General features: G+C 39.9%; 20 protein-coding genes and 2 pseudogenes. 5 read left to right on the forward strand and 17 right to left on the reverse strand.

Going from position 1 to position 22133, the window contains the following annotated elements:
- Positions 1-20 precede the first annotated feature (20 nt).
- Together J9537_RS15845 and J9537_RS15850 are read right to left on the reverse strand one after the other, a co-directional pair.
- Positions 21-1118: a sensor histidine kinase gene (locus tag J9537_RS15845; protein ID WP_070509484.1), complete on the reverse strand. Its 1098-nt coding sequence runs from the start codon at positions 1116-1118 to the stop codon at positions 21-23.
- Positions 1109-1777 (reverse strand): response regulator transcription factor, encoded by a 669-nt coding sequence (locus J9537_RS15850; protein ID WP_070509485.1) that lies wholly within the window; start codon positions 1775-1777, stop codon positions 1109-1111. The genes J9537_RS15845 and J9537_RS15850 overlap by 10 nt, the downstream gene beginning before the upstream one ends.
- Before the next feature lie 308 nt (positions 1778-2085).
- On the opposite strand from J9537_RS15850, the gene J9537_RS15855 reads away from it, so the two are divergent.
- From J9537_RS15855 to J9537_RS15870, 4 genes are all read left to right on the forward strand, one after another.
- Positions 2086-2643 carry a hypothetical protein gene (locus J9537_RS15855; protein WP_070509486.1) on the forward strand — a complete coding sequence of 186 codons (558 nt, stop codon included), beginning with the start codon at positions 2086-2088 and terminating at the stop codon, positions 2641-2643.
- Positions 2644-2734: 91 nt separating this feature from the next.
- A protein-coding gene (locus tag J9537_RS15860; protein ID WP_376713219.1) for an IS3 family transposase occupies positions 2735-4155 on the forward strand; the annotation gives its coding sequence in 2 pieces (ribosomal slippage) (positions 2735-3212 and positions 3212-4155; 1422 coding nt in all).
- Positions 4156-4581: 426 nt separating this feature from the next.
- Entirely contained in the window at positions 4582-5367 is a 786-nt protein-coding gene (locus tag J9537_RS15865) for a glucose-1-dehydrogenase (RefSeq protein WP_070509264.1), read from the forward strand.
- Positions 5368-5388: 21 nt separating this feature from the next.
- Positions 5389-6240, forward strand: coding sequence for a GRP family sugar transporter (locus J9537_RS15870; RefSeq protein ID WP_070509262.1), 852 nt, complete (start codon positions 5389-5391; stop codon positions 6238-6240).
- A 326-nt stretch (positions 6241-6566) separates the two neighbouring features.
- Here J9537_RS15870 and lacD read toward each other — a convergent pair whose 3' ends face one another.
- From lacD to J9537_RS15905, 7 genes are all read right to left on the reverse strand, one after another.
- Positions 6567-7553: a tagatose-bisphosphate aldolase gene (gene lacD / locus J9537_RS15875; protein ID WP_070509260.1), complete on the reverse strand. Its 987-nt coding sequence runs from the start codon at positions 7551-7553 to the stop codon at positions 6567-6569.
- A gap of 12 nt (positions 7554-7565) precedes the next feature.
- The gene (gene lacC / locus J9537_RS15880) at positions 7566-8492 is read right to left on the reverse strand and encodes a tagatose-6-phosphate kinase (RefSeq protein WP_070509258.1); all 927 of its coding nucleotides are present in this window, start codon (positions 8490-8492) and stop codon (positions 7566-7568) included.
- Between the two features lie 12 nt (positions 8493-8504).
- Positions 8505-9020: a galactose-6-phosphate isomerase subunit LacB gene (gene lacB, locus J9537_RS15885; RefSeq protein WP_070509256.1), complete on the reverse strand. Its 516-nt coding sequence runs from the start codon at positions 9018-9020 to the stop codon at positions 8505-8507.
- Between the two features lie 23 nt (positions 9021-9043).
- A complete protein-coding gene (gene lacA, locus J9537_RS15890) occupies positions 9044-9472 on the reverse strand; it encodes a galactose-6-phosphate isomerase subunit LacA (RefSeq protein WP_070509266.1) in 429 nt (142 codons plus the stop codon).
- Between the two features lie 80 nt (positions 9473-9552).
- Positions 9553-10956: a 6-phospho-beta-galactosidase gene (gene lacG, locus J9537_RS15895; RefSeq protein ID WP_070509254.1), complete on the reverse strand. Its 1404-nt coding sequence runs from the start codon at positions 10954-10956 to the stop codon at positions 9553-9555.
- Positions 10957-10968: 12 nt separating this feature from the next.
- A complete protein-coding gene (locus tag J9537_RS15900; RefSeq protein WP_070509252.1) occupies positions 10969-12630 on the reverse strand; it encodes a lactose-specific PTS transporter subunit EIIC in 1662 nt (553 codons plus the stop codon).
- Positions 12631-12644: 14 nt separating this feature from the next.
- The gene (locus J9537_RS15905) at positions 12645-12956 is read right to left on the reverse strand and encodes a PTS lactose/cellobiose transporter subunit IIA (protein ID WP_070509250.1); all 312 of its coding nucleotides are present in this window, start codon (positions 12954-12956) and stop codon (positions 12645-12647) included.
- A 211-nt stretch (positions 12957-13167) separates the two neighbouring features.
- On the opposite strand from J9537_RS15905, the gene J9537_RS15910 reads away from it, so the two are divergent.
- Entirely contained in the window at positions 13168-13926 is a 759-nt protein-coding gene (locus tag J9537_RS15910; protein ID WP_070509248.1) for a DeoR/GlpR family DNA-binding transcription regulator, read from the forward strand.
- A gap of 91 nt (positions 13927-14017) precedes the next feature.
- On the opposite strand, the pseudogene J9537_RS20885 reads toward J9537_RS15910, so the two are convergent.
- The 8 genes and pseudogenes from J9537_RS20885 to J9537_RS15945 form a co-directional block, all read right to left on the reverse strand.
- Positions 14018-14320 (reverse strand): annotated as a pseudogene (locus tag J9537_RS20885) (lactose/cellobiose PTS transporter subunit IIB); the annotation flags it as partial.
- 104 nt (positions 14321-14424) lie between these two features.
- A pseudogene (locus J9537_RS15915) lies at positions 14425-15685 on the reverse strand (PTS transporter subunit EIIC); the annotation flags it as partial.
- A gap of 21 nt (positions 15686-15706) precedes the next feature.
- Positions 15707-16024 (reverse strand): PTS sugar transporter subunit IIA, encoded by a 318-nt coding sequence (locus J9537_RS15920; RefSeq protein ID WP_070509244.1) that lies wholly within the window; start codon positions 16022-16024, stop codon positions 15707-15709.
- A gap of 89 nt (positions 16025-16113) precedes the next feature.
- Positions 16114-17514, reverse strand: a complete 1401-nt coding sequence (gene lacG / locus J9537_RS15925; protein ID WP_070509241.1) for a 6-phospho-beta-galactosidase — start codon at positions 17512-17514, stop codon at positions 16114-16116.
- Positions 17515-17529: 15 nt separating this feature from the next.
- Positions 17530-18366, reverse strand: a complete 837-nt coding sequence (locus J9537_RS15930) for a PRD domain-containing protein (RefSeq protein ID WP_070537638.1) — start codon at positions 18364-18366, stop codon at positions 17530-17532.
- 452 nt (positions 18367-18818) lie between these two features.
- Complete coding sequence (locus J9537_RS15935) at positions 18819-19880, reverse strand: glycosyltransferase family 1 protein (protein WP_218257655.1); 1062 nt, start codon at positions 19878-19880, stop codon at positions 18819-18821.
- 217 nt (positions 19881-20097) lie between these two features.
- On the reverse strand, positions 20098-20850 hold the full coding sequence (locus J9537_RS15940) for a DeoR/GlpR family DNA-binding transcription regulator (RefSeq protein WP_070509843.1): 753 nt from the start codon (positions 20848-20850) through the stop codon (positions 20098-20100).
- Between the two features lie 107 nt (positions 20851-20957).
- A complete protein-coding gene (locus J9537_RS15945; protein ID WP_083284994.1) occupies positions 20958-22130 on the reverse strand; it encodes a M15 family metallopeptidase in 1173 nt (390 codons plus the stop codon).
- Between the last annotated feature and the right edge of the window lie 3 nt (positions 22131-22133).

A 22133-nucleotide genomic window follows, 5' to 3' on the forward strand; every position in this document is an offset into this window, starting at 1 on the left:
AATACATTGTTAACTGAATGTTAACCCACACTAGGAAAACTCAGATAGAATGTAGAGCCTCGTTTTTCTTCACTTTCCAAATAGACAAATCCGCGACACAAATCACAGACATGTGAAACTACAGAAAGACCGATTCCGTAGCCGTCTTGTTTCAATCCGTTGATACGATAGCGATGAGAAAAAATTGCGGACTGCTTTTCTTGCGGAATCCCCATACCATTGTCCTTCACTCGAATCACTACAATGCCCTTCGTATTCGAAATAGATACTGTTACTACTTTTCCATTCCCGTATTTTATGGCATTGTCCACTAAGTTTGAAACTGCGCGATAAATCCATCGGTCCCGTCCATGGATGAGAGTAGTATCCTGCTCATTGAACTCAAAAATTAGATCAGGATAATTCTTTTTATAGCTGTCGCAAACTTCTGCACAGACTAAGGAAACATCCACCATTTCATCCTCTAAATCATTCGTATTATTAGAGAGTGTTAGAATGTCGTCAATGCTATCGGTCAAGCGGTCTAATAGTGCTAAATTCTGTTGGTTTTCCTTTTGCTTACGCTCAATTTCCAAATTAGTCCGTAAAATAGCGATGGCATTTTTTTGTTCATGAGTCAAGTAACTGTTCAACCGTCGATAATCTTCTAAATGACGATCAAATCTGTCCTTCAGCTTGTTGAAGGCTTCACTAAGCACCTTGTCCTTTATCGTATTTTTCGGCAATTGGTCAATAAAAGTTAATTCATGAGTAATTGCTAAGATATGGTTGTTATAAATCTTGCGTAAGATAACCCATAATAAAAAAGTCAGTAGTAAAACTGCAGAGCAAATCACTAAAGCAATCGTCGGTAAATACTTGAACAGTTCATTTTGATAAGCTTTATCCAGCATGGAGACATTCACGACCTGCGCATTTTCGGCTTCGGAAGCATCTCCTTTCGTTTCTATCGGAGATGTTGATTCCGACTCCATTAAAAACATGTCTTCTGAGAATGAGGAAGAGATACTAACGCCTTGAATATTGTTTCGCAGTAGGAAAAAACTGGCTAGAATTGCTCCTGTGACAAGTAAGGAAAACAGTAGCATTGTGACTGTCATTTTTAGGTTTACTCGCATAATTGATACCCCTTTGCTCGAATGGTTTTCAGAATTTCTTTCTCCGCTCCTTCAGACAATTTCTTCTTCAAACGTGCCAAATGAACCCTTAACACTGACGAAAAGGGGTCATAGTTCTCATCGTAAACGTGTTCAGAGATTTCCTCTGATGAAACGACGGCTGGATAGCGCTGCGCGATACAGAGTAAAATATCGAACTCCTTCGGTTTTAACAAGATTTCCTTTTGTTGGTAATCCACTCTTCGGCACACAGGATCTACAGTCAGCGCCCCTACTTTAACTTGCGGTAACGAACGTCCATGATACCGTCGAACGACTGCACGTAGCCGCGCATTTAATTCTAATAATTCGAAAGGCTTCACTAAATAGTCATCCGCACCAAAATCTAGCCCCTTCGCCCGTTCTTCAATCTCGTCACGAGCCGTGATAATGATAACGGGACTCTCTACTGCAGATGCTCTTAAGCTTTGTAAAACAGCCAAACCGTCTTTTCTAGGTAAATTTAAGTCCAATAAAATCCCGTCATAAGCATTCACAAAGGCCTTCTCTTCCCCTGCTTCTCCGTCGTAGGCCAGATCCACTGAAATATTTTCCTGCTCCAAACCTTTTTTTATCGACAAGGCCAATTCACGATTGTCTTCAACCACTAATACACGCATTTTAACTTCACTCCTTGGCTTTCTTATTCCTTTTAGAATAGTACAGTCCGTTCACCAAATCTATTTTCTTTTTGTGAATTTTCTTTGATTTTTATCAACATTAAAAATTATCGTCTGATCAAATATTCTAAAATGTGTATTTACGAAGGTAAATAAACTTTATTTGTTATTTGTGTTTTATTCATAAAAATTATTGTAATATAATTATATAAAGTGTTTTCATTGGTGATTGAACAAATTCGATAAGCTGGGAAATTGCAGTTAGTTGAACTGCCATTTATTTAAAGAAATGTCTGGAGGAGTTATAAATGAAGAAAAAAAATCGCTCGCTACTTATGATGATACTGTTGGTTGGGGTCTGTTTGTTAGGAGTTGGCGGCTTCGGTTCAAAAGCATCTGCTGAGACACCTGCTGAGACTTCTGTCGAAGCATCGCCACGACACGCCATCTACCGACTCTATAATCCGAATTCTGGCGAACATCTTTTTACCCCTAGTAATTATGAAAGAGCAACATTAGTGAACTTTGGTTGGAACGATGAAGGGATCGGTTTTTATGGTCAGGGGTATACCACAACGATTAAAGTAGCCTATGTTTATCGCGTATATAATCCAAACGCCGGCGATCATCATTACACCGCTTTTCAGGACGAGAAAGAGCATTTAATTAAAGTTGGCTGGCATGATGATAATATCAGTCTTGTTATGCCTGCAACGCTCGGAGAACCCGTTTATCGTCTGTATAATCCGAATGCCAAAGCTGGCGCACATCATTTCACGTTATTAAAAAGCGAGCGAGATCATTTAATCAAAGTTGGCTGGAAAGATGAAGGAATCGGATTTAACGCCTATTCTACAGTACAATAAAAATTGATAGAAAAATGTAAAAAAATGCTGGGGCTTGAGCCGACCCCCAAAAGTTAGACCAAAATCTAACTCTTGGAGGTCGGTACTTTTTATGGCTAAATATAGTTTTGAATTCAAATTGAAAGTCGTTCAAGAATACTTAGATGGGAAAGGAGGTTATAGCTATTTAGCAAAGATACATTCGGTTAAGGATAGGAAACAAATACTAGATTGGGTGAATTCCTACCGGGAATTTGGCGAAGAAGGTCTTCTCAGAAAACGTAAAAATGCGAATTATTCTGTTCAATTTAAGTTGGATGCGATAGAGTTATATCAAACTAGTGAGCTGTCTTATCGTGAAATTGCCAATGTACTTAAAATGAATAATCCGTCTCTCATTGCCAGTTGGATGAGAAAATTTCGGGATGATGGTATCGATGGACTCACAAAAACGAAAGGACGTCCATCTACCTTGGCTGAGAAAAAAGAACAGAAAAAGAAGCGTTCAATTGAGTCAACACCGGAAGAACGAGACCGTATTAAAGAATTAGAAAAACAAGTGCGTTCCCTTCAGATTGAGAATGCCTTTTTAAAAGAGCTGAGGAAGCTGCGAAAACAGGAAGCCCAACAAAGACGAACGAATCAATCGCACGAATCATCAACAGCCTCCGAGGATCATTCAAATTAGTTGAGCTTCTTGAGACGTTAAACTTTCCTAAAGCGACGTTTATGTACTGGCAAAAACGATTTGACAGAGACAATCCCGATCAAGGAATCGAAGCCGAAATGCTTCGTATTCGTAAAGAACATAAAAATTATGGCTGTTTACGAATGACGAATGAACTAAAAAATCGCGGATTTCATGTCAATAAAAAGAAAGTTCAACGTTTGATTCGAAAGCTAGGGATCGAAGTCCGTTCCTACACACGTAAATCACGTCGCTATAATTCTTATCGAGGAAAGATTGGAAAAGTGGCGAAAAACCGGATTCGTCGTCATTTTTATACGAGTATTTGTCATCAAAAAATTACGACAGATACAACAGAATTCAAGTATTTTGAAATAGATACCAAAGGCGTGATCCGACAAAGAAAGTTATACCTAGACCCGTTCATGGACATGTATAATAGCGAGATTCTTTCGTACCGCATTTCAGAAAAGCCGAATGCCTTGGCAATTATGGAAGGTTTAGAAGAAGCGATCGCGATCACGGCTGATTGCCCCTATCGTCGCACCTTCCATTCGGATCAAGGTTGGGCTTATCAAATGAAGTCCTATCGGCAAAAACTAAAGAAACAGAAAATCTTTCAAAGTATGTCTCGCAAAGGAAATTGTTTAGATAATTCAATCATGGAGAACTTCTTCAGTCTTCTAAAACAAGAAATCTTTCATGGGGAAACCTATCACAGTTTTGATGAACTAAAAACGGCGATTGATGACTATATCTATTACTACAACAATCACCGGATGAAACAGAAATTGAATTGGAAAAGCCCTGTTCAATTTCGAAAAGCTGCACAGAAAGCGGCGTAATTGCCATGTTAACAAACAAAAAACGGAGTAGATTTCTCTACTCCGAAATAAGTCTAACTTTTTGGGGTCACTTCAGCTGTCTATTCGTCTCAGTATTTTTTATATCAGTCTTTTAGTAAGAAAATTTGTATTCCTTGTTCTTTTTCATTTAAATCGCCGCATCCATAATACCGACAAGATTTCCTCTTTCATATAGGCAAATACATATATCTCCTCTTCTTATCAAAATCCATTTCTACGTTTCCGCCTTTTAATCAAACTTTTTTATGACTTCTTTAATTATTTTTACTATCCATTGAACGGGGCGCTTTAATGAGTCGCTTTTCTCTCAAGGAGGTGCCGCTTGAGCAAATTTTTAGCAGCATCAAGAAAAAGTCGGTAAAGTAAAAAGGAACAAAAAAATAATTTTGAAAGAGGAACGCTATTATGTACACAGATTTAAAGAATAAGACAGTTGTAATCACCGGCGGATCAAAAGGAATCGGAACAGCGATCGCTGAGCGACTTGGAAAAGAACAAATGAATGTGGTGGTTAATTACCATTCAGATGAAGAAGGCGCGCAGGAAGTTGTCGAAGAAATCAAAGCACAAGGTAGTAAAGCGCTGGCCGTCCAGGCGGATGTCGGAACCGAGAAAGGTGTGGAAGAACTGTTAAATGCGGCGCTAAAGGAATTTGGCGGACTGGATCTGTGGATCAACAATGCCGGCATGGAGAATCACCATAAGACTCATGAACTGTCCTTGGAAGACTGGCAAAAGGTGCTTGATGTTAACCTGACTGGCGTCTTTCTAGGAAGCAAAGCGGTGATTAATTATTTTCTAAAAGAAGACAAGCCTGGCAATATCATCAATATGTCCTCCGTTCACGAAAAGGTTCCGTGGCCAACTTTTGCTCACTATGCAGCTTCAAAAGGCGGTGTGAAATTGTTCTCTGAATCGATTGCGATGGAGTATGCTCAGCAAGGCATTCGCGTGAACTGCATCGGACCAGGTGCGATTAATACACCCATCAATGCTAAGAAATTTGAAGACAAAGAACAGTTGGAAACCACTACTAGCATGGTGCCAATGCAGCGTATCGGGGACCCTAGCGAAGTAGCCGCTGCCGCTGCGTGGCTGGCATCAGAAGAATCAAGCTATGTGACCGGAATCACCCTATTTGTTGATGGCGGAATGACCTTGTACCCTGCCTTTCAGGGCGGACGAGGCTAAAAATAGAACGGAGTGAAACACATGAATATTTTGATTGCATTGATCCCCGCGATTGGCTGGGGGATTCAGCCGCTGATTTTGAAAAAAATCGGCGGACGTCCCACCAATGAGATTTTGGGAACAGGGATCGGTACCCTGATCGTCGGATTGTTTGTTTACTTTTTCTTTTCCGATCAATCGCTATCTATTAGCACTTTTTTGATTGCCTTAATGTCAGGGGCCTTTTGGGTGATTGGCCAAACCGGACAATACACCGCCTTTAACTTGCTAGGAGTTTCCCGAACAATGCCGATCTCGACAGGCTTGCAACTGATCGGAACCTCGCTAATCGGGGTTTTCCTATTTGGTGAATGGCCAGGAACGACCGCACGGATCATCGGCTTTGTGGCTATTGGTATCTTGATTGTCGGCGCTGCTCTGACTGCAGTCACCGATGGACCGGATCAGGGCAGCGGCAAAACCAAGGGCTTGTTGATTTTAGTAACTACAAGTGTAGGATATTGGGTATACAGCGCGTTGCCAAATCTGGTAGACGCTTCCGGAGAAGCTATTTTCTTCCCGCAAATGCTGGGAGTGTTTTTAGCGGCGACCGTCTATGTGATTCTGAAACAGCCAAAAGCTTTTGGAAATGATAAGAGCTGGAAAGCGATAATCGTTGGGGTAATCTTCAGCATCTCCGCCTTTGCTTATATTTTCTCTGCTAAAGGAAACGGTGTGGCAACTGCTTATGTCATCACGCAGTTGAATGTCGTTATTTCGACTTTAGGCGGCATGTACATCTTGAAGGAAAAGAAATCACCAAAAGAAACACGCTATACACTGATTGGCTTGACGTTGATCGTTGTTGGAAGTATCATCACGACTTTCCTATAGACTAAAGAAGATAAAATGTTTATCGTTTGTTTTTTAAGTATTACGACAAACTTTTTTTGAAGAATCGTTTCAAATCAAATAGAGCGCCTCATACAGCTTGAGACGTTCTATTTTTTAATGCAAAATATTAGAGCCATCAATTCGTTCATGACACAGGACCTTTCAGCTCTCCCATTATAAAGTGAAAAGAAGCTGAAGGCAGATCATTCGCGTCCATCAAATAAAAAAATCCCAGACAAGACACCAGTATGTAGTGACCATCAAAAGTTCACTTTTTGGTCAAACCATTGGTGATCGATCTAGTGTTCAATCCAGGAGTTTTTTTATTATGCTAATGTTCCAGCCAATTGCTTCACAGGAGTTGCTGTTTCCTTCAATACAGCATTTAATTCTTCAATATTTTTACGTCCTTGAGTGTTCATCCATCCGATGGCGGCTTCTTTGCCATTGGTAATGTAGCTTTCTACGCCATCAGCCCATGTCGCGCGACCACAAAGTACCCCATTGAAAGTTGATCCAGACTGCTTCGCAAAGCGCAGCGTCTCTTGGAACAGCGCTGCTTTTACACCGGCACTTAAGAAGATAAATGGTAAGCTCGTCGCTTCGGCTTGTTCTTTGAAGAAGTTCGCAGCTTCTGCTTTCGTATGAACGACTTCTCCAGCAGCATACCCTTCCACATAATTCATATTAACGGGAACTTCTACCTTCAATACATCGACGCCATAGCGAGGGTCGGAGAATTCCTTCATCATTTCGATGACTTTATGAGGTTTCTCCACTGCATACTCTCTTGAAGCAGCATCAGAAATAGTTGCATCATAGGAAACTAATTCTAAGAAAAAGGGCAGATTTTCTGCCTGACATTCTGAGCCGATCCGTTCGATGAAGGCATGTTTTTGATTGTTGATCTCTTCAGATTCATCGACATCATAATATAATAAGAACTTGCAAGCATCCGCGCCAGCCTTTTTCAATCGCTTCACTGACCAAATTGACAATAAATCTGGTAAACGTCCGGGAGTAGAAGCATCATAGCCGGTTTTTTCATAGGCTAATAATAAGCCGGCATTTTCTGCTCGAGCATCAGCCGCTGGTAAACCATATTCTGGATCTAAAAGAATCGATGACGCGTATCTCGTTAATTGAGAAGAAACGATTTCTTTGAATTCGATGATTTCTGATTCTTCAGCATCGCTTCCCTTGAATTTCGTGATCATCTTCTTCAAGGCCCCCCGTTGGTCGATGGCTAGAGCCCCGATCACACCCTCTTCGTTGCATAACTGTTTGATAAATTGACGTTTTTCTTCGTTCATCTGTATATCCTCCTATATTTCCGTGACTAGAATCTGATCGAATAATGCTTGATAATTGGCTAACTCAATATGTCCCGTTGTTGCTTCTTGTGCGTTTAACATCCCTAAGGCATTTCCTTGTTTCAGGACATCCTCATCTGAAGAACCTTTTTCAATCGCGGCAGTCAAGCCGGCAACCGTCGCATCGCCAGAACCAACAGGATTGACGACAGCTATTTTTGGAATCGTTACGCGATAAAACTTCTTGTGGTGTTTAGCAAACGCCCCGTCTCCACCCATAGAAACGACGATCCACTCGATCCCTGTAAATATTGGGTCTGTCAAAGCGGCTTTTAGTTCTTCAATGTCTGTTGAAATCCTGCGCCCCAATAATCCGGCTAATTCCTCGGTGTTTGGTTTGATTAAACGCGGCTTAACTTCCCCTTTAAGGACCTCTGTTAGAGCTTCCCCAGAGCAGTCCAAAACAACTGGTTTTTCTTGACAAATCTGCAGCATCTGACTGTAAAAATCGATTGGCAAGCCTTCGGGTAAACTACCGGAAAAAGATAGAATATCTGCCTTGGTCGCTAATCGTCCAAAATGCTTCAAGAATACCTGTGCTTCTTCTTTTGAAATGACTGGACCGCTTTCTAAGATTTCCGTTTGCTGACCGTCGTGTAAAACAGCGATACAGTTTCTCGTTTCTCCACTGATCGGCAGAAAATCATGAGCAATTTGATTGTTCTTTAAATCTTTTTTTATCTCTTCGCCTAAAAATCCACCGATTAAGCCGCTAGCTACTACCTCCGCATCCAGTTGTTTCAAGATGCGGGTAACATTCAATCCCTTGCCGCCCGCCGTTTTACGAACGTTCTTCACCCGGTTGATAGTATCTAGCTTGAAATCTTCCAAAGGATAAGAAATATCAATCGAAGGATTCATTGTAATTGTAAGAATCATTGCGCCACCTGCTTAATCGTGGTATTCGCCGCGATCCCATTTTTCGATGAATTCATCGAAGAAATGCGGATCTGACTGGTCAGCGCTGGCTTTTTCAACATGATCGATTTTCGCGATCAGCTTCTTATTTTCTTCCGTTTCTTGATATTCCGCCTGAATGAACGCCTCTAAAATATCGCAAATCAAAAATTCTCCTGTGATTCGTGCACCAAAGCCAATGACATTTGCGTTCAGCTGTTCCTTCGCGTAAATCGCGGTGGTCATATCCCGCACCAATGCGCTGCGGATACCTGGAACTTTATTGACCGCATTATTTATCCCGACGCCAGTTCCGCATAAGCAAACCCCTAGATCCGCTTCACCGTTCGTTACCGCTTCACCTACTTTTTTTCCATAAATCGGATAATGAGTACGAGTAAAATCATAGGTCCCCATATCCAACACGTCATGTCCTTTTGATTTTAAGAAATCTGATACAGCCATTTTTGTATCTGTGACGATGTGGTCACAGCCGATTGCGATTTTCATTTTATTCATCCCTTCTTATTTTTCTACGCCATTTTATTTAACATATCGACACGCACTTGATGACGTCCGCCGTCGTAGTTCGCTTGTAAAAATTCTCTAACTATGTTTAGTGCCAATTCATCGCCGACGATCTTTGCTCCTAACGTTATCATGCGAGAATTGTTGTGTTCTCTTGTCATATAGGCACTGCGTTCGTCAGAAACTTCCGCGGCTACCATGCCCTTTACCTTCACTGCGGTTATAAAACTGCCAGCACCGTAGCCATCAATCGCCACGCCTAAGCTGCCTTCGTTTTCATTCAAATCATTGGCGATTGCCAACGTTGATTCGACAAAATCCTCCGAAGCGATTTCACTTTTGTCTACTACTGTAAATCCTCTATCGATCAGGACTTTCTTGATTACTTCCTTAAGTCTCATGCCATCACTGTCTGAACCAATTACTACACGCATTTTTGTTTCCATCCTTTCGTAAATAACCTCTAAAAAAAGAACAAGTATACTGCTTTACTTGTTCTTTTAAACTTTCATCCTTAATCAAGTACTCGTTGCTCACTGATTTCTTTATACCAGTATGCACTTTTCTTGGCGTATCGATTTTGTGTTTCAAAATCAACGTAGAATAGTCCGTAACGCTTTGTATACCCATTCGTCCAAGAAAAAACATCCATTAATGACCATAAGAAATAGCCTTCAACTCGAACACCCTTGTCAATAGCGTTCAATATAGCGTTTAAATGAACTTTGATATAGTCAATTCGAGCGTCATCCTCAACACTTCCATCGCAAAGAATATCCTTGTCGCCCATCCCATTTTCAGTAACATAGAGTTTATTATAATTTGGGTAACGGTTCTTGATTTGCAACAGCATATCCTCTAAGCCTTGAGGATAAATTGGCCAGTCCCAATCAGTTGTCGGAATTTCAGGATTATTTACCCGCTCTCCAACACCCTTCAATGCGAAAATACTACTCCCTTTTTTACCAGTTCCATTGTGATGGATTTTTGATTCTCCGTCATATTGCTTAAGAAAATGACTTGCATAATAATTGATTCCCAAAAAATCTAGATGCTTAGCTGCGAAGACTAACTCTTCGAAATCATCTTTAGATGTGATTAGTTGTCCGTTGTTTTCATTAAGAATATTCGTAAGAATCGTTAAAGTATCCTCTGAATAGTTGCCATTGAATGTTGCATCCAGTAAAAATTGATTTGCTAGGATGTGCTCTTTCAAAGCTGCTTGCTTATCTGTATCAGTCTCTGTAATAGGATATTTTGATTCTAGAATATGGACGATTCCAATCTCACCTGAATAATTTGCTTCTTTGTACTTCTTAACTACTCGAGCATGAGCAACCATCATATTGTGCATGGACTGAACGGCTTTTGGTATATCGTAGCGATAGTTCGGCGGAAAGTGTCCAATGATGTATTGCCCCGCTACCACTGACCATGGTTCATTTATCGTTATCCAGTAGTTGACCTTTCCTCCATACTCTTTGAAGCAAAACTCTGCAAAATTAACATAAGCAGACATCATCTCAGCTGAAAGCCAATCACCTTTCTTAAATAAAGGCAGCGGTGTATCAAAGTGATGCAATGTTACAAAAGGTTCTACTCCCTTAGCTATGCACTCATCAATCAACCGATGATAAAAAGTAACCCCTACAGGATCAACCTCTCCGCTTCCATCTGGGAAAATTCGCGACCATGCAATTGAAATCCGAATGCCATTTATTCCAAATGCATTACATAGAGTTAGGTCTTCTGGATATTTATGATAAAAATCACTCGCTTGACTCGGATCGAAAATTCCTTGTTCACTCAAATATTCATCCCAATAATTTTTACCCCTATTCCCTTCAGAAAGGGCTCCTTCTGCTTGATATGCCGCAGTGGCTGCACCAAAAATAAAGTTTTCTGGAAACTTATTCATAAGATCCTCCTTTTATGCTAAGCTCTCAAAGACAAAATTCACAGCTTGATCGGGAGCTTTTGCTAACGCAACATATTCAGCGCCTGTTGTAGATACTGTTTTAGTGTCATAATTTTTGGCACTTTCTTGCAATTCTCCTAACATTGAAGCCATTTGAGGAGCTAGAATAATCAAATCAAATTCATTAATTATGTCCTTATGCTGACCATAAGCCATCGCCGTGGAATCTATCTCCACGTCCATTTCTTTGGCACCTTTCTTGATTGCGTTCGCCAACATGGAACTCGTAGCACCATTTGCACAGAGAACTAAAACATTTTTCTGACTACCTTCTGTTTTGATCAAAGTAGCAACTTCATCCGCCACAACACTTTCTTCTGCAACGATGGTTTGAGCTAGTGTTCCTTCTGCATTCTCTTTAGCGACCAGTTCATTATCGTAAGCTTTGAAGAATGGGAAATAAATCAGAAAGTCTACCACTAACAAAATAGCCATTAAAACAATCGATAGACCCGCAAATCCTGTCCCTAAAATCAAACCCACAGGTCCCGGAGTGGTCCAAGGCAAGTTATAAATAAAACCATTCATACCTAAAACATCAACAAAGAATTTGAAAATCCATACGTTAACAATCGGCGCAGCAATAAATGGAATGAAAAATATCGGATTTAATACGATTGGTGCTCCAAATAAAATTGGTTCATTTACACCAAACAGTACCGGAATTGCAGATGCTCGACCAATTGTTTTCATCTGCTTTGATTTTGCAAGAAATGCGAACATTAATGTAATGATTAACGTCGCGCCTGTTCCACCTAGAGTTGCGACAAAATATTGGATCCCTTGAGATAAAATTTTTGGTGCATGTTCCCCGCTTTGATATAAGTGGAAGTTCATTTCTACGTTAGTAATGTATATTGCTGCAACTGCTGGTTCAACAATTGAAGGGCCATGTATACCAACGAACCAGAAAAAGGCCATCGCTCCAAAAATCAGTGCCAAACCTAAATACCCATCAGCAGCACTAAAGATCGGCTGGAATAGTTCAATAATTTTTTCTGAAAAGCCGACATTGGCCAATGCTCGAAACCCTAAATCAAACAGCCAGAAAAAGACGGTTGATAAAGTAATAGGAATAAGATCTTTAAATGTTTGTGATATATTTCCTGGTACTTCTTCAGGCATTTTGACTGTAATATTATTTTTCACACAGAAGCGATAGACGTTTGGAACAATAAAGCCAATAATGAAAGCTGTTAACAATCCCTTCGTCCCCATAAACGCGGAAGAAAATCCGCCTTCAATTGGATCTACGCCAACAATCACGAATCCGATAAACGCGGCAATCATCGTTGATGTACTGTTAATTTGATTTGTCTTAGGAAGCTTACTATTAAAATTCTCCGTTAGACTTTTAGTAACAGTCGCAGCCATCAGCACACCTAAAATCCCCATGGATCCGTTGTACGCCTTCATCAAAATTGTTTCGATTGAGGTATCCCAATGAAAACCAAATGCATTAGGAACATAAGCTACTAATAAGAAAAAACTTGAAAAAAGAATTACAGGAATGAGACTAATAAAACCATCTCTAATTGCTCGTAAATACGGGTTGTTAGAAATTTTTTCGAAAACGGGTTTCATTTTTTCGATTCGACTAATTAATGTTTTCATAATTAATAACTCCTTTATGCTTTCTTATAAATATTGAATAAATGCTTCATCGTGTCCTTTAATAGCATGGTTGTCATCAAGTGATCTTGTGCGTGTACCATAATAAAACCTACCTCAATACTTTCCCCACTTGCTTCAGCAGCGAGCATTTGCGTCTGTGATTTGTGTGCCGCCATTAAACTTGTGTTTGCTTCTTCAACTAACTCATCTGCCCGCAGAAAGTTTTGTCTTTCTGCTTCAGAAAGGGCTTCCATTAATTTAGATCTTGCTTCCCCAGCAAATGCGACTACTTCGAAACCAATCATAGCAACTTCTTCTTTGTTCATTTTTTTCCCTCCAAACGTATAAGTAGCAAGAACTTTTTGTTTAAATATGTTTGTTTTTGTTCTTGTTAAACACATCATATAAGGTATTTGATTGCTTGTCAATAGGATAATTCACCTGTTTTTGATTTTGTTGACAATTCTCTCCAAATGTTTTATGTTTATTTCAAACATATACAAACAACACTATTTTATCGAGTTGAGGAGTCCGATCATGATAAAAGAAGAAAGACAAAAATATTTGCTGGATTTGCTAAATAAAAATAGAATTGTAAAAGTGAATGATGTCATTCAAGATTTACAAGTTGCTGATATGACAGTTCGTAGAGACCTACAGGAATTGGAAAATAAAGGATTGATTATTCGTGTTCATGGAGGAGCGAAAATAATCGAAAACAGCAGCGAATTGCAAACAGAATTAAGTCATAGAGAAAAAAAGGAGATTCATTTAGATGAAAAGCTCGAGGTTGCAAAAGTTATCGCAGAAAATATATTAGAAGGAGAAACTATATTTCTAGGCCCTGGAACGACTATTGAATTAGTGTATGACTTCTTAAAGATAAAGCATGCAAAAATTATTACAAATTCTATTCATGTTTTTAACAGATTTAAGCACGATACAAGATTTGAGCTTATTTTGATAGGCGGCTCTTATCGTAGTAAAACCGGGGCATTTGTTGGAACCATTGCCAATGATTTTGTTTCTAGTATTCATGTACAAAAAAGTTTTATTGGAGTGAACGGCCTTGACCAATCAATGATCTACACTTCTAATGAAGACGAGGGATTGACGCAAAAATACGCCTTAAATAGTGCCGGACAGAAATACATTATTGCAGATCATCACAAGCTAGGCAAAAAAGATTTTTATGGTTTTTATCCCATCAGCGAGACAGATTACCTCATTACTGATTCGATGATCCCTGATGAAAAAATAAAGGAATTTGAGAAATTCATTTTAATTTTAAATTAAGAATATTCTGTACTTCCATATTCGCATCAAAAAGTGCGCTTCCGATAATCGGAAGCGCACTTTTTGATACTTTATCTATCATTATAAACCTTTAGATTGCTCCTAAAACAAAATCAACCGCTCCTTTGGGATCTCGCGTTAATTTGATATACTCTGCCCCTTTTGTCGCAACCACTTTAACGCCAACTTTTTCCGCATCTTTCGTGATATCAGACAGATAGGAATTTACTTGCGGAGCCAAAACGATCAAATCGAAATTTTTCATAATATCATAATGTGACCCATAGGCTCCTGCCTGCGCCTGTAGGTTAGCTCCTGTTTCTTTTGCGCCCTCTTCCAAGGCATTGGCTAACATGGCGCTAGTTCCTGCTCCAGCACATAGCACCAGCACCCGCTTACCGTCACCCAGCTTATCTATTCCTTCAACAACAGCCGCACTGTTTTCTTCTATTGTCGTAACTTCTGCGGCTTCCGTTTCTTCTAATTGTGCATTCTTATTTTCTTCTTCGATTAAGACGGCGTCATACGCTTTAATAAATGGCAGATAAATAATCGAATCAACAACAATTAATAGCAGAGCAAGAACAATTGCTAGCACACCAACTCCCATTCCTAGTACTAAACCAATCGGTGCCGGTGTCGCCCATGGCAAGACATACATAAAACTATTCATATTTAATACATCGACAAAAAATTTGAAGATCCAAACATTCACGATTGGTGCTAATAAGAATGGAATGAAGAAATAAGGATTTAAGATCATCGGTGCCGCAAACAATAGCGGTTCATTTACCGCGAAAATTACTGGCACAAAGGACGCTTTTCCGACTGCCTTCAACTGCTTCGAACGGGCAAAGAGCATGAACAAGAAGGGAACAACTAAAGTCGCGCCGGTTCCACCCATTGTTCCGACAAAATTCCCCATACCAACTGTCAACACTTTAGAAGCCTGTTCTCCATTTTGGAACAGCATTAGATTGGTTTCAACATTCGCGTAAATAATTGCGGCAATTGCCGGTTCCACGATCGATGGACCATGGACACCTACGAACCAGAATAACGCCATCGCTCCCCAAATAATCGCGATCCCTAAATACCCATCGGCTGCAGTAAAAAGCGGCTGTAAAGCAGTAATCGCCGTATGGGCAAAAGAACTTTGAAAGACATTTCTAAACAATAAATCAATTAAGACGGCACCAAAAACCGCGAAAGAGAAAGGAATGACATCGCGAAACATTTGCGAAATGGTTCCTGGCACCTCTTTAGGCATGCGAATCGTAATATCACGCTTCACGCAGATTTTATAGACATTTACTGTAAGAAATGCCGCAACAAATGAGGCAAGCAGCCCTTTCGTTCCCATAAAATCACTGGCAAAACCGCCATCTATCTGCTCGACACTCAGCATAAAGAATCCGGCGATTGATGCTAACATAACAGACACTTCGTTGATGCTTTTTCCATCTTCTAATCGGCGATTCATCGAACCCGCTAAGCAGCGAGCTGTTGTCGCAGCCACCAGCAATCCCACAATTCCCATCGAGTACCCATATACCTTCCAAAGCCAGGTTGAGACGGCTTCAGGTAAAGTAACACCGAAAACTTCTGGAATTGCGGCGATCATGATGAAAATACTAGAAAATAGAATGGCCGGCATTGCCGTTAAGAAGCCATCCCGAATAGCTCCTAGATAAATATTTCGCGAGATTTTTTCGAAAAAGGGCTTTCCCTTTTCAATTTGTTTAATAATGACGTTCATCTTACTCCCACTCCTTTTTCCTTATTGATATTTCTCTTTATAAAGCTCAATAAAATCTTGCACTAAATCTCTTAATAATAGCGTGGTCATCAAGTGATCTTGTCCATGAATGAAAATAAAGCCAATATCCAAGTTGCTTCCCGCTGCTTCATCCGCTAATATTTTGGTTTGAGAATTGTGGGCTAATTTTAGGTTTTCATCCGCATCCTTCAAGGCCTCTTCCACATGCTCGAAGTTTCCATGGCGTACTTCACTTAATAGAGTCATTAAGGTACTTCTGGCATCACCTGAATAAGCCACGATTTCAAAGCCCAGCATTTGCAATTCCTCTTTATTCATCCTTTTCCCTCCTAACGAAATATATCCCTTTGCATGTTGTTGATTGGGGAAGGAAGAAATCTCCAGACGATTTCCTCCACCTTAAACATTTAAATAATCGTTTTCGTTCCACTTACGAATTTATACCAATAGGCCGATTCTTTCGGATAGCGCTTTTGTGTTTCAAAATTGACATAGAACAAGCCGTAACGCTTATTGTAGCCATTGGTCCAGGAAAACATATCCATTAATGACCATAAGAAGTAGCCTTTAACATTTACCCCATCTTGAATAGCATCACTCAATGCCCCTAAATATTGTCGTAAATAATCGATTCGCGGCGTATCCATGATGACACCGTCCACAAAATCATCCTTGTATCCCATTCCGTTTTCAGTAATATAGATTTTTTTATAGTGAGGATAATCTTGCTTAATCCGCAGCAATAAGTCATACAATCCTTGCGGGTAAATCAACCAATCCCAATCTGTTCTGGGGATACCCTCTTTATAGACCCGCTCGGCGATGCCATTCACTCGATAAACCGAGGTCCCTTTGTCCCCTGTTCCATTATGATAAATTTCATTTGGACCTTGGTAAGCCTTGCAGAAATGACATTGATAATGGTTGATGCCTAGGAAATCATTGCGAAAGGAAGCTTTTTCCATTTCAAGATAATCCTCTTCCAAGAATTCATAAGAAGCATCTTGCGCCGCGCAAATTTCATCCAAGGCCTCTAGCAGCTCTTCGCTGTAACGGCCCAAATAAGTGGCTTCCAATAAGAACCGGATCGATAAGGCATCTTCTAAAAAGGCGGCGTGCTGATCTTCTTCAGAATCTGAGTTCGCATACTTTGTTTCTAGGGAATGTACTACGCCAATCTCTCCAGGATACCCATTGTCTTTAAAAATGTTGACTGCCTTCGCGTGAGCTAACATCATATGATGAAGACACATGATGATTTTCGTGAAATCAAATTTGATCCCTGGAGGAAAGACCCCTAGTAGGTATTGGTTTGTTGCGACTGGATAAATTTCATTAAAGGTGCTCCAGTATTCAACTTCCGTAAATTCTTCAAAACAGAACTTTGCATAAGCTACAAACGCCTCAATGTTCTCGCGGTTTAAAAAATCATTTTGATCGAATAGAGCTTTGGGCGTATCAAAGTGATGCAAGGTGACAAAGGGGATCACCCCATGCTTTTTACATTCCTTAAAAATATTATGGTAATAGTCGATGCCTTCTTGGTTAGGCTCCCCTGTTCCTGCTGGAAAAATCCGACTCCACGCAATAGATAAGCGCAATCCGTTCACACCAAATTTTTCACACAGCTCAATGTCTATTGGATATTGATGATAGAAATCACTGGCTGGATCTGGGCTAAATCGTCCCTGCTCTTTTAAAAATGCATCCCAAGCGACAGCTCCTTTTCCGCCCTCCTTCGTTGCCCCTTCACACTGATATGCAGCCGTTGCTCCGCCAAAAATAAAATCCTCTGGTAATTTTTTCATGATTTTTTCCTCCATTTAAAGTAATCGCTGAATATGAATTGTAAAATAAACCTTTTCACTCGCATTCAATTTTAATCCTGTATTCTCATTGATGATTCGGTACATTTCTTCTGCCACACTATAGGCTTCCGGGTACTCCTTTTTTAAATCCGCTTCCATTTTCTCGGCAAAGGCATCCACTTCAGCTTCTTCCGTGCGCTCTAACATATAGCGCAAATGAATCATTAGACGATCGTAAAAATTTTGCGTTTTTTCTGTTCGAACGATGTTTCTCTTCCGCAGAGAATCTTCGATGATCTCCAGCACACGCTGCTGCTCGTTATAAGCATCTGCAGGTGGTGTGACAGGTTCTGGTGTTTTCCCCTGAGCGTTAATAAAATGAATGCTAATATTTTTCAACTCATCTTCTGGAAAAGTAATATCCAAGCGTTCTTTAATAATCTGAAGGCCATCTCTAGCAATTTGATACTCGGTCGGATATTGCTCACTGATGTCAGGCAATAAACTATTCTGGTATTCTCCCTTCATCAAACGCTTATAATTCCAATAAATGTGATCGGTCAAAGTGATGTAAATATATTCTTGAACAGAATACTGATAATTCTTAATCGCGTTTTCTATAATTTCATAAGCAGTAGTAATGAAATCCAGCGGCACATCCTTCAATAAGAAAGAAAAATTCTGTTTTGATTCTTCACTTTTTAGTACAAAAAGATTTTGAATCGACTCCTCCTTCAGCATGTCGCCTTTTTTCTTTTGAAATACCAATCCTTTTCCCATCGCGATAGCCTGTTCGTGGTCCTTTTTGACAATTGCAATATTGTTATTCAATACTTGTACTACCCTATACATTTTTTTCACCTCATTTCCGCAAAAAAAACCGCAAACAATCGACTGATACCTCAATCAATTACTTGCGGTTTTTGCCTAATTCAATAGTAACAATCCACTGATATTCTAATTTCATTTATAGAATAGCACCTTAAAATACATTTGTAAACACTTTCAGACAAAAAATGTTTAATTTTTTTGTCTATCCTTCGACCAACCACAGCTTTACTATTATTGAAAAAGAAAAAATACCACAGCAAATAAACCTCTGCTCCACCCAAAAATGAAATTAACTAGATAGAACAAATCTGACTTTTCTTCAAAATGTAAACAAACAAAAATAAACAGCACTAACAAAGATGCAAGCTCTAAACGAAAACTAGGGTCGCTGGATTAAATACGTTAGATTCAAACAAACTTTTTAACGTACTCCTCCTACAATCTTCAGATCCCACTATGCCTATTTATGCTTATTATTTCCGCTTCTTTCGTTTCCTCGAATTCCTCTTCCCCACTTTTGTCCGCTTCATCAATTCATCATCCTTTTCTCGTTTCTTTTGCTTCGCGCTTTTTGGTTTCTTATAGTTCATAGAAGGGGATTTTTCAGCTGAGAGAGCCATCGGCCTTGGCATCGAGGATTTCTTCTTGGCTGGTGGTTCCTTCACTGCTGCTTGGCTTGCTCCGTTGGCTTGTTCGTTGGTCGAGACTCCAGAACTTTCCGTATCTGGTGCACTATTCTCTTCTTTTTCCTGCTCTAACTGTGCCATTCGTGTGTCGGTTAAGACGATGCCTTCTGGTAAAAGCTGCTTCACGAATTCAAGTTTTTCCTTTTCTGACATCGTATTAACATCAGCTTTTGTCAGCGCTGTCATTTCTGCTTTTGGCTGAGTCTCTGCTTCTATTTCCTCCACCACTTCGCCTTTTCTGATCTTAGGATAACGGGTGCAGTTCATGATATCGGAGTTTTCCAACTTTACAAACCGGCGAATCCCGTCCTTTTCAAAGATCGTTAACGTAGACATTAGTTCCAAGACCGCATCGATCTTGATGGAAGAGGAATGTTTATCGGCATCTTGCAGACTCCAGGTGTGCAGCTTGTCAACAGCGTCTTCAAAGGTGGAGATAATTTTATATTGCTGCCCATCGGTTTCTTCTATCGGGGTTGTTTTACTAAAGATATATTTCTTGCAATCGCTCAGTCGGTTGTTGTAGCGATGGTATTCGTTTTTATTTTTATATAAACGGCGAGTGACCTGTTCCCACTCCTTGACGCTGCTGAAATAGTCACGGAACAAGGGACAAGCCTTTCGCAGCACATCAGACGGTTCTGCCGAAAGAAAGATTTCTCGGACTAATTCACTGCAAAAATCTGAGAAATCACTGATGCACAAGCATTGGCGAATCAGCACGGCAATAAGGTATTGGATAACAGCATCCGCGTCCTGTGATTCTTCATAAAATTTCACTATTCTCTTCTGAAGGTTCTCCCTGTGCATTTTAAAAAGTGCGATTTGGCTCAATGGTTTCGTTGGCATACGTGTCCTCTCTTTTTGGGCTAAGATTATTGGTCAATTTTTTTATTCACTTCTCTTCTATGATACACCTAAAACATGGCTAAAAATAACCAAAATTAATTTTATAAAAATTATAATTGGGTAAAGAAAAAGGAGATTTTTTGCGTATAACCAATTCAAAAAAAGCACTCTTTGAAGCTCTACTCAGAGCTTTAAAGAGTGTTTTAGCTAATCATTTTTAAACAATATATTTTTCTTCTTTTTCAATTTTTTCATAGTGCTTCTGTTCATCTTCATCTGAAATCACTGCCGTGACATCATTCAGATTGTAGTAAACAGAAAAATCGCGCTTGCCAATCTTAGAATGATCAATTAGTAAAAACCGTTCAATAGAATTATTCAAAGCAATTTGCTGGGTTTGTCCTTCTTCAAATGTAGACGTCATAATTTTCTGCTCGTTTAGAGCATTGCAGCTGAAGAATGCTTTATGGAAATTCATATCATTCAGTGATTTATTGGTAATCTCTCCAACAAAGCATTGCGTTGTTTCTCGCAATTCACCGCCTAATAAGTAAATTTTCCGATTCCCTTTATGCTTGTTTAACTCTTCAAAAACAGGTAAGCAATTCGTCACAATCCGCAACGAGTCTGCTCGGATAATTTTTGATAGAAGCTCGATCGTCGTTCCAGGTCCAAGAAAAAGCGTATCCCCGTCGTTAATCAGCTCATTGGCTTTTTCTACGATACGCTGCTTCTCCGTCTGCAGCATAATCTGTTTTTCGGTATGTGAAAGCTCGACGTGACGATAAAAATCTTTCAATTTCGCTCCGCCGTGTACTCGCTCTAATAAGCCTTGTTTTTCCAATTCATCCAAATCACGTCGTACTGTCATATCAGAAACTGATAATTTATCCATAATGTCACTGACGCGCACCGTTCCATTAACTTCCAATAATGACATGATCGCTTGAAATCGATCCGTTTTTAACATTTCCTCGCCTCTTTTCCCTATTAGCGTACCAAATTTTTAAGAAATGTACTAGAGTGATTTCCTTTTCCCGCTAAAAAAGAAGACACCTAATCAAAGGCGTCTTCCAATCATTCTATCCAAATACTTTTCGTTTCGGTCAATACATAGTCCCCATTACCAGTATTTCCTGCCAGCAGATTCGAGGCGTCTAAATCATTAAAATGCCACCATTCCGATGCTAACGGTGTCAATCCGCTACTCGTCGCATATTTTTGCAGCAGCAGTTCAAACTGATTCACCTCTGGAGTAAGGACTCCTTGCTGCCAAGCAGTAGGTGAAAGCACAGTGACAGGCGCAGTAAAGATTGCAGAACGGACACTTAATTCGTGAATATTGGTGTGCATCGCATATTCTTCGTAACGCGACACCGTGCGAACCCTATGTTTTCCATATTTTTCTTCAGAGAATACCGTCACTTTTGCCAAACTTACGTCAATCGCATAGCCTACCTGATGATTAGAAACCTGAGTTGAAATAAACCAATTGATACTCCATGGCGGCTGGGTGATCCCCTGCAGGACTTGTGGATTTTCTGAAGCTAAATTCTTTACTGCCTCTGCAACCTGCAGCTGCACACTGAGCGGACGAAATGCTTCATACAACACTAGGGTATTGTTTTCACTTAAAGCCATTTTCTGCATAGCCATCAGCTTTTTCGCCATTGGAAAAAGAACCGGCATAATAAACTGCTCTTTTTTCAAACGTTCGTTAAAACCTTTACTTTTGTATAATGATTGGTGGGTTATCCCTGGAATCGTTTGACCAGAAGAATAAAAAACTGACGCCTCCACATTTGTATTCTTGTAAATAATTGAAGGAATGATATCCGGCAAATTAACTAAGCTATACTGATTTTGAATCCAACCAACTGTATCATCCAGCTTGATATTCAACCAACCGTTTTCCTCTCCCAAAATAGTGTAGGCAGTTCCAGGACTGATCGGCGTTAAAACTTCGGCTGCTGCTTCTGGTTCCTTTTTTACCGCTAAAGAAACCGAAGCATAGCCAGTGGCACCAGCTAAAGGCAGCTCATAGTCTCCTTGATAGATCGGCGCTTTTGGTTCTTCGTTCGTTGAGGAAGACACCGGTTCTGAATTCTTTTGAGATGTAGCAGCTTTAGTCTCGCTTTTTGCAACTATTGAATTTTCTGAGATGCTTTTTTTCTCTGTGGAATCTGTCTCATTTTTGTCAGATGAACAAGCACACAGCAGCAGACTTACTATTAATAATAATCGATGCACTTT

The sequence above is a fragment of the Enterococcus raffinosus genome, assembly GCF_019175485.1.
Classification (GTDB): Bacteria; Bacillota; Bacilli; order Lactobacillales; family Enterococcaceae; genus Enterococcus_A; species Enterococcus_A raffinosus.

Coding starts and splice junctions, on each gene's coding strand:
- J9537_RS15900 (WP_070509252.1), bottom strand. CDS start 12,630: ATGAAAACATTAATTAGTCGAATCGAAAAAATGAAACCCGTTTTCGAA.
- J9537_RS15910 (WP_070509248.1), top strand. CDS start 13,168: ATGATAAAAGAAGAAAGACAAAAATATTTGCTGGATTTGCTAAATAAA.
- J9537_RS15930 (WP_070537638.1), bottom strand. CDS start 18,366: ATGTATAGGGTAGTACAAGTATTGAATAACAATATTGCAATTGTCAAA.
- J9537_RS15850 (WP_070509485.1), bottom strand. CDS start 1,777: ATGCGTGTATTAGTGGTTGAAGACAATCGTGAATTGGCCTTGTCGATA.
- J9537_RS15905 (WP_070509250.1), bottom strand. CDS start 12,956: ATGAACAAAGAAGAAGTTGCTATGATTGGTTTCGAAGTAGTCGCATTT.
- lacC (WP_070509258.1), bottom strand. CDS start 8,492: ATGATTCTTACAATTACAATGAATCCTTCGATTGATATTTCTTATCCT.
- J9537_RS15845 (WP_070509484.1), bottom strand. CDS start 1,118: ATGCGAGTAAACCTAAAAATGACAGTCACAATGCTACTGTTTTCCTTA.
- J9537_RS15935 (WP_218257655.1), bottom strand. CDS start 19,880: ATGCCAACGAAACCATTGAGCCAAATCGCACTTTTTAAAATGCACAGG.
- lacD (WP_070509260.1), bottom strand. CDS start 7,553: ATGAACGAAGAAAAACGTCAATTTATCAAACAGTTATGCAACGAAGAG.
- J9537_RS15940 (WP_070509843.1), bottom strand. CDS start 20,850: ATGTTAAAAACGGATCGATTTCAAGCGATCATGTCATTATTGGAAGTT.
- J9537_RS15855 (WP_070509486.1), top strand. CDS start 2,086: ATGAAGAAAAAAAATCGCTCGCTACTTATGATGATACTGTTGGTTGGG.
- lacA (WP_070509266.1), bottom strand. CDS start 9,472: ATGCGTGTAGTAATTGGTTCAGACAGTGATGGCATGAGACTTAAGGAA.
- J9537_RS15865 (WP_070509264.1), top strand. CDS start 4,582: ATGTACACAGATTTAAAGAATAAGACAGTTGTAATCACCGGCGGATCA.
- lacG (WP_070509254.1), bottom strand. CDS start 10,956: ATGAATAAGTTTCCAGAAAACTTTATTTTTGGTGCAGCCACTGCGGCA.
- J9537_RS15870 (WP_070509262.1), top strand. CDS start 5,389: ATGAATATTTTGATTGCATTGATCCCCGCGATTGGCTGGGGGATTCAG.
- lacG (WP_070509241.1), bottom strand. CDS start 17,514: ATGAAAAAATTACCAGAGGATTTTATTTTTGGCGGAGCAACGGCTGCA.
- J9537_RS15920 (WP_070509244.1), bottom strand. CDS start 16,024: ATGAATAAAGAGGAATTGCAAATGCTGGGCTTTGAAATCGTGGCTTAT.
- lacB (WP_070509256.1), bottom strand. CDS start 9,020: ATGAAAATCGCAATCGGCTGTGACCACATCGTCACAGATACAAAAATG.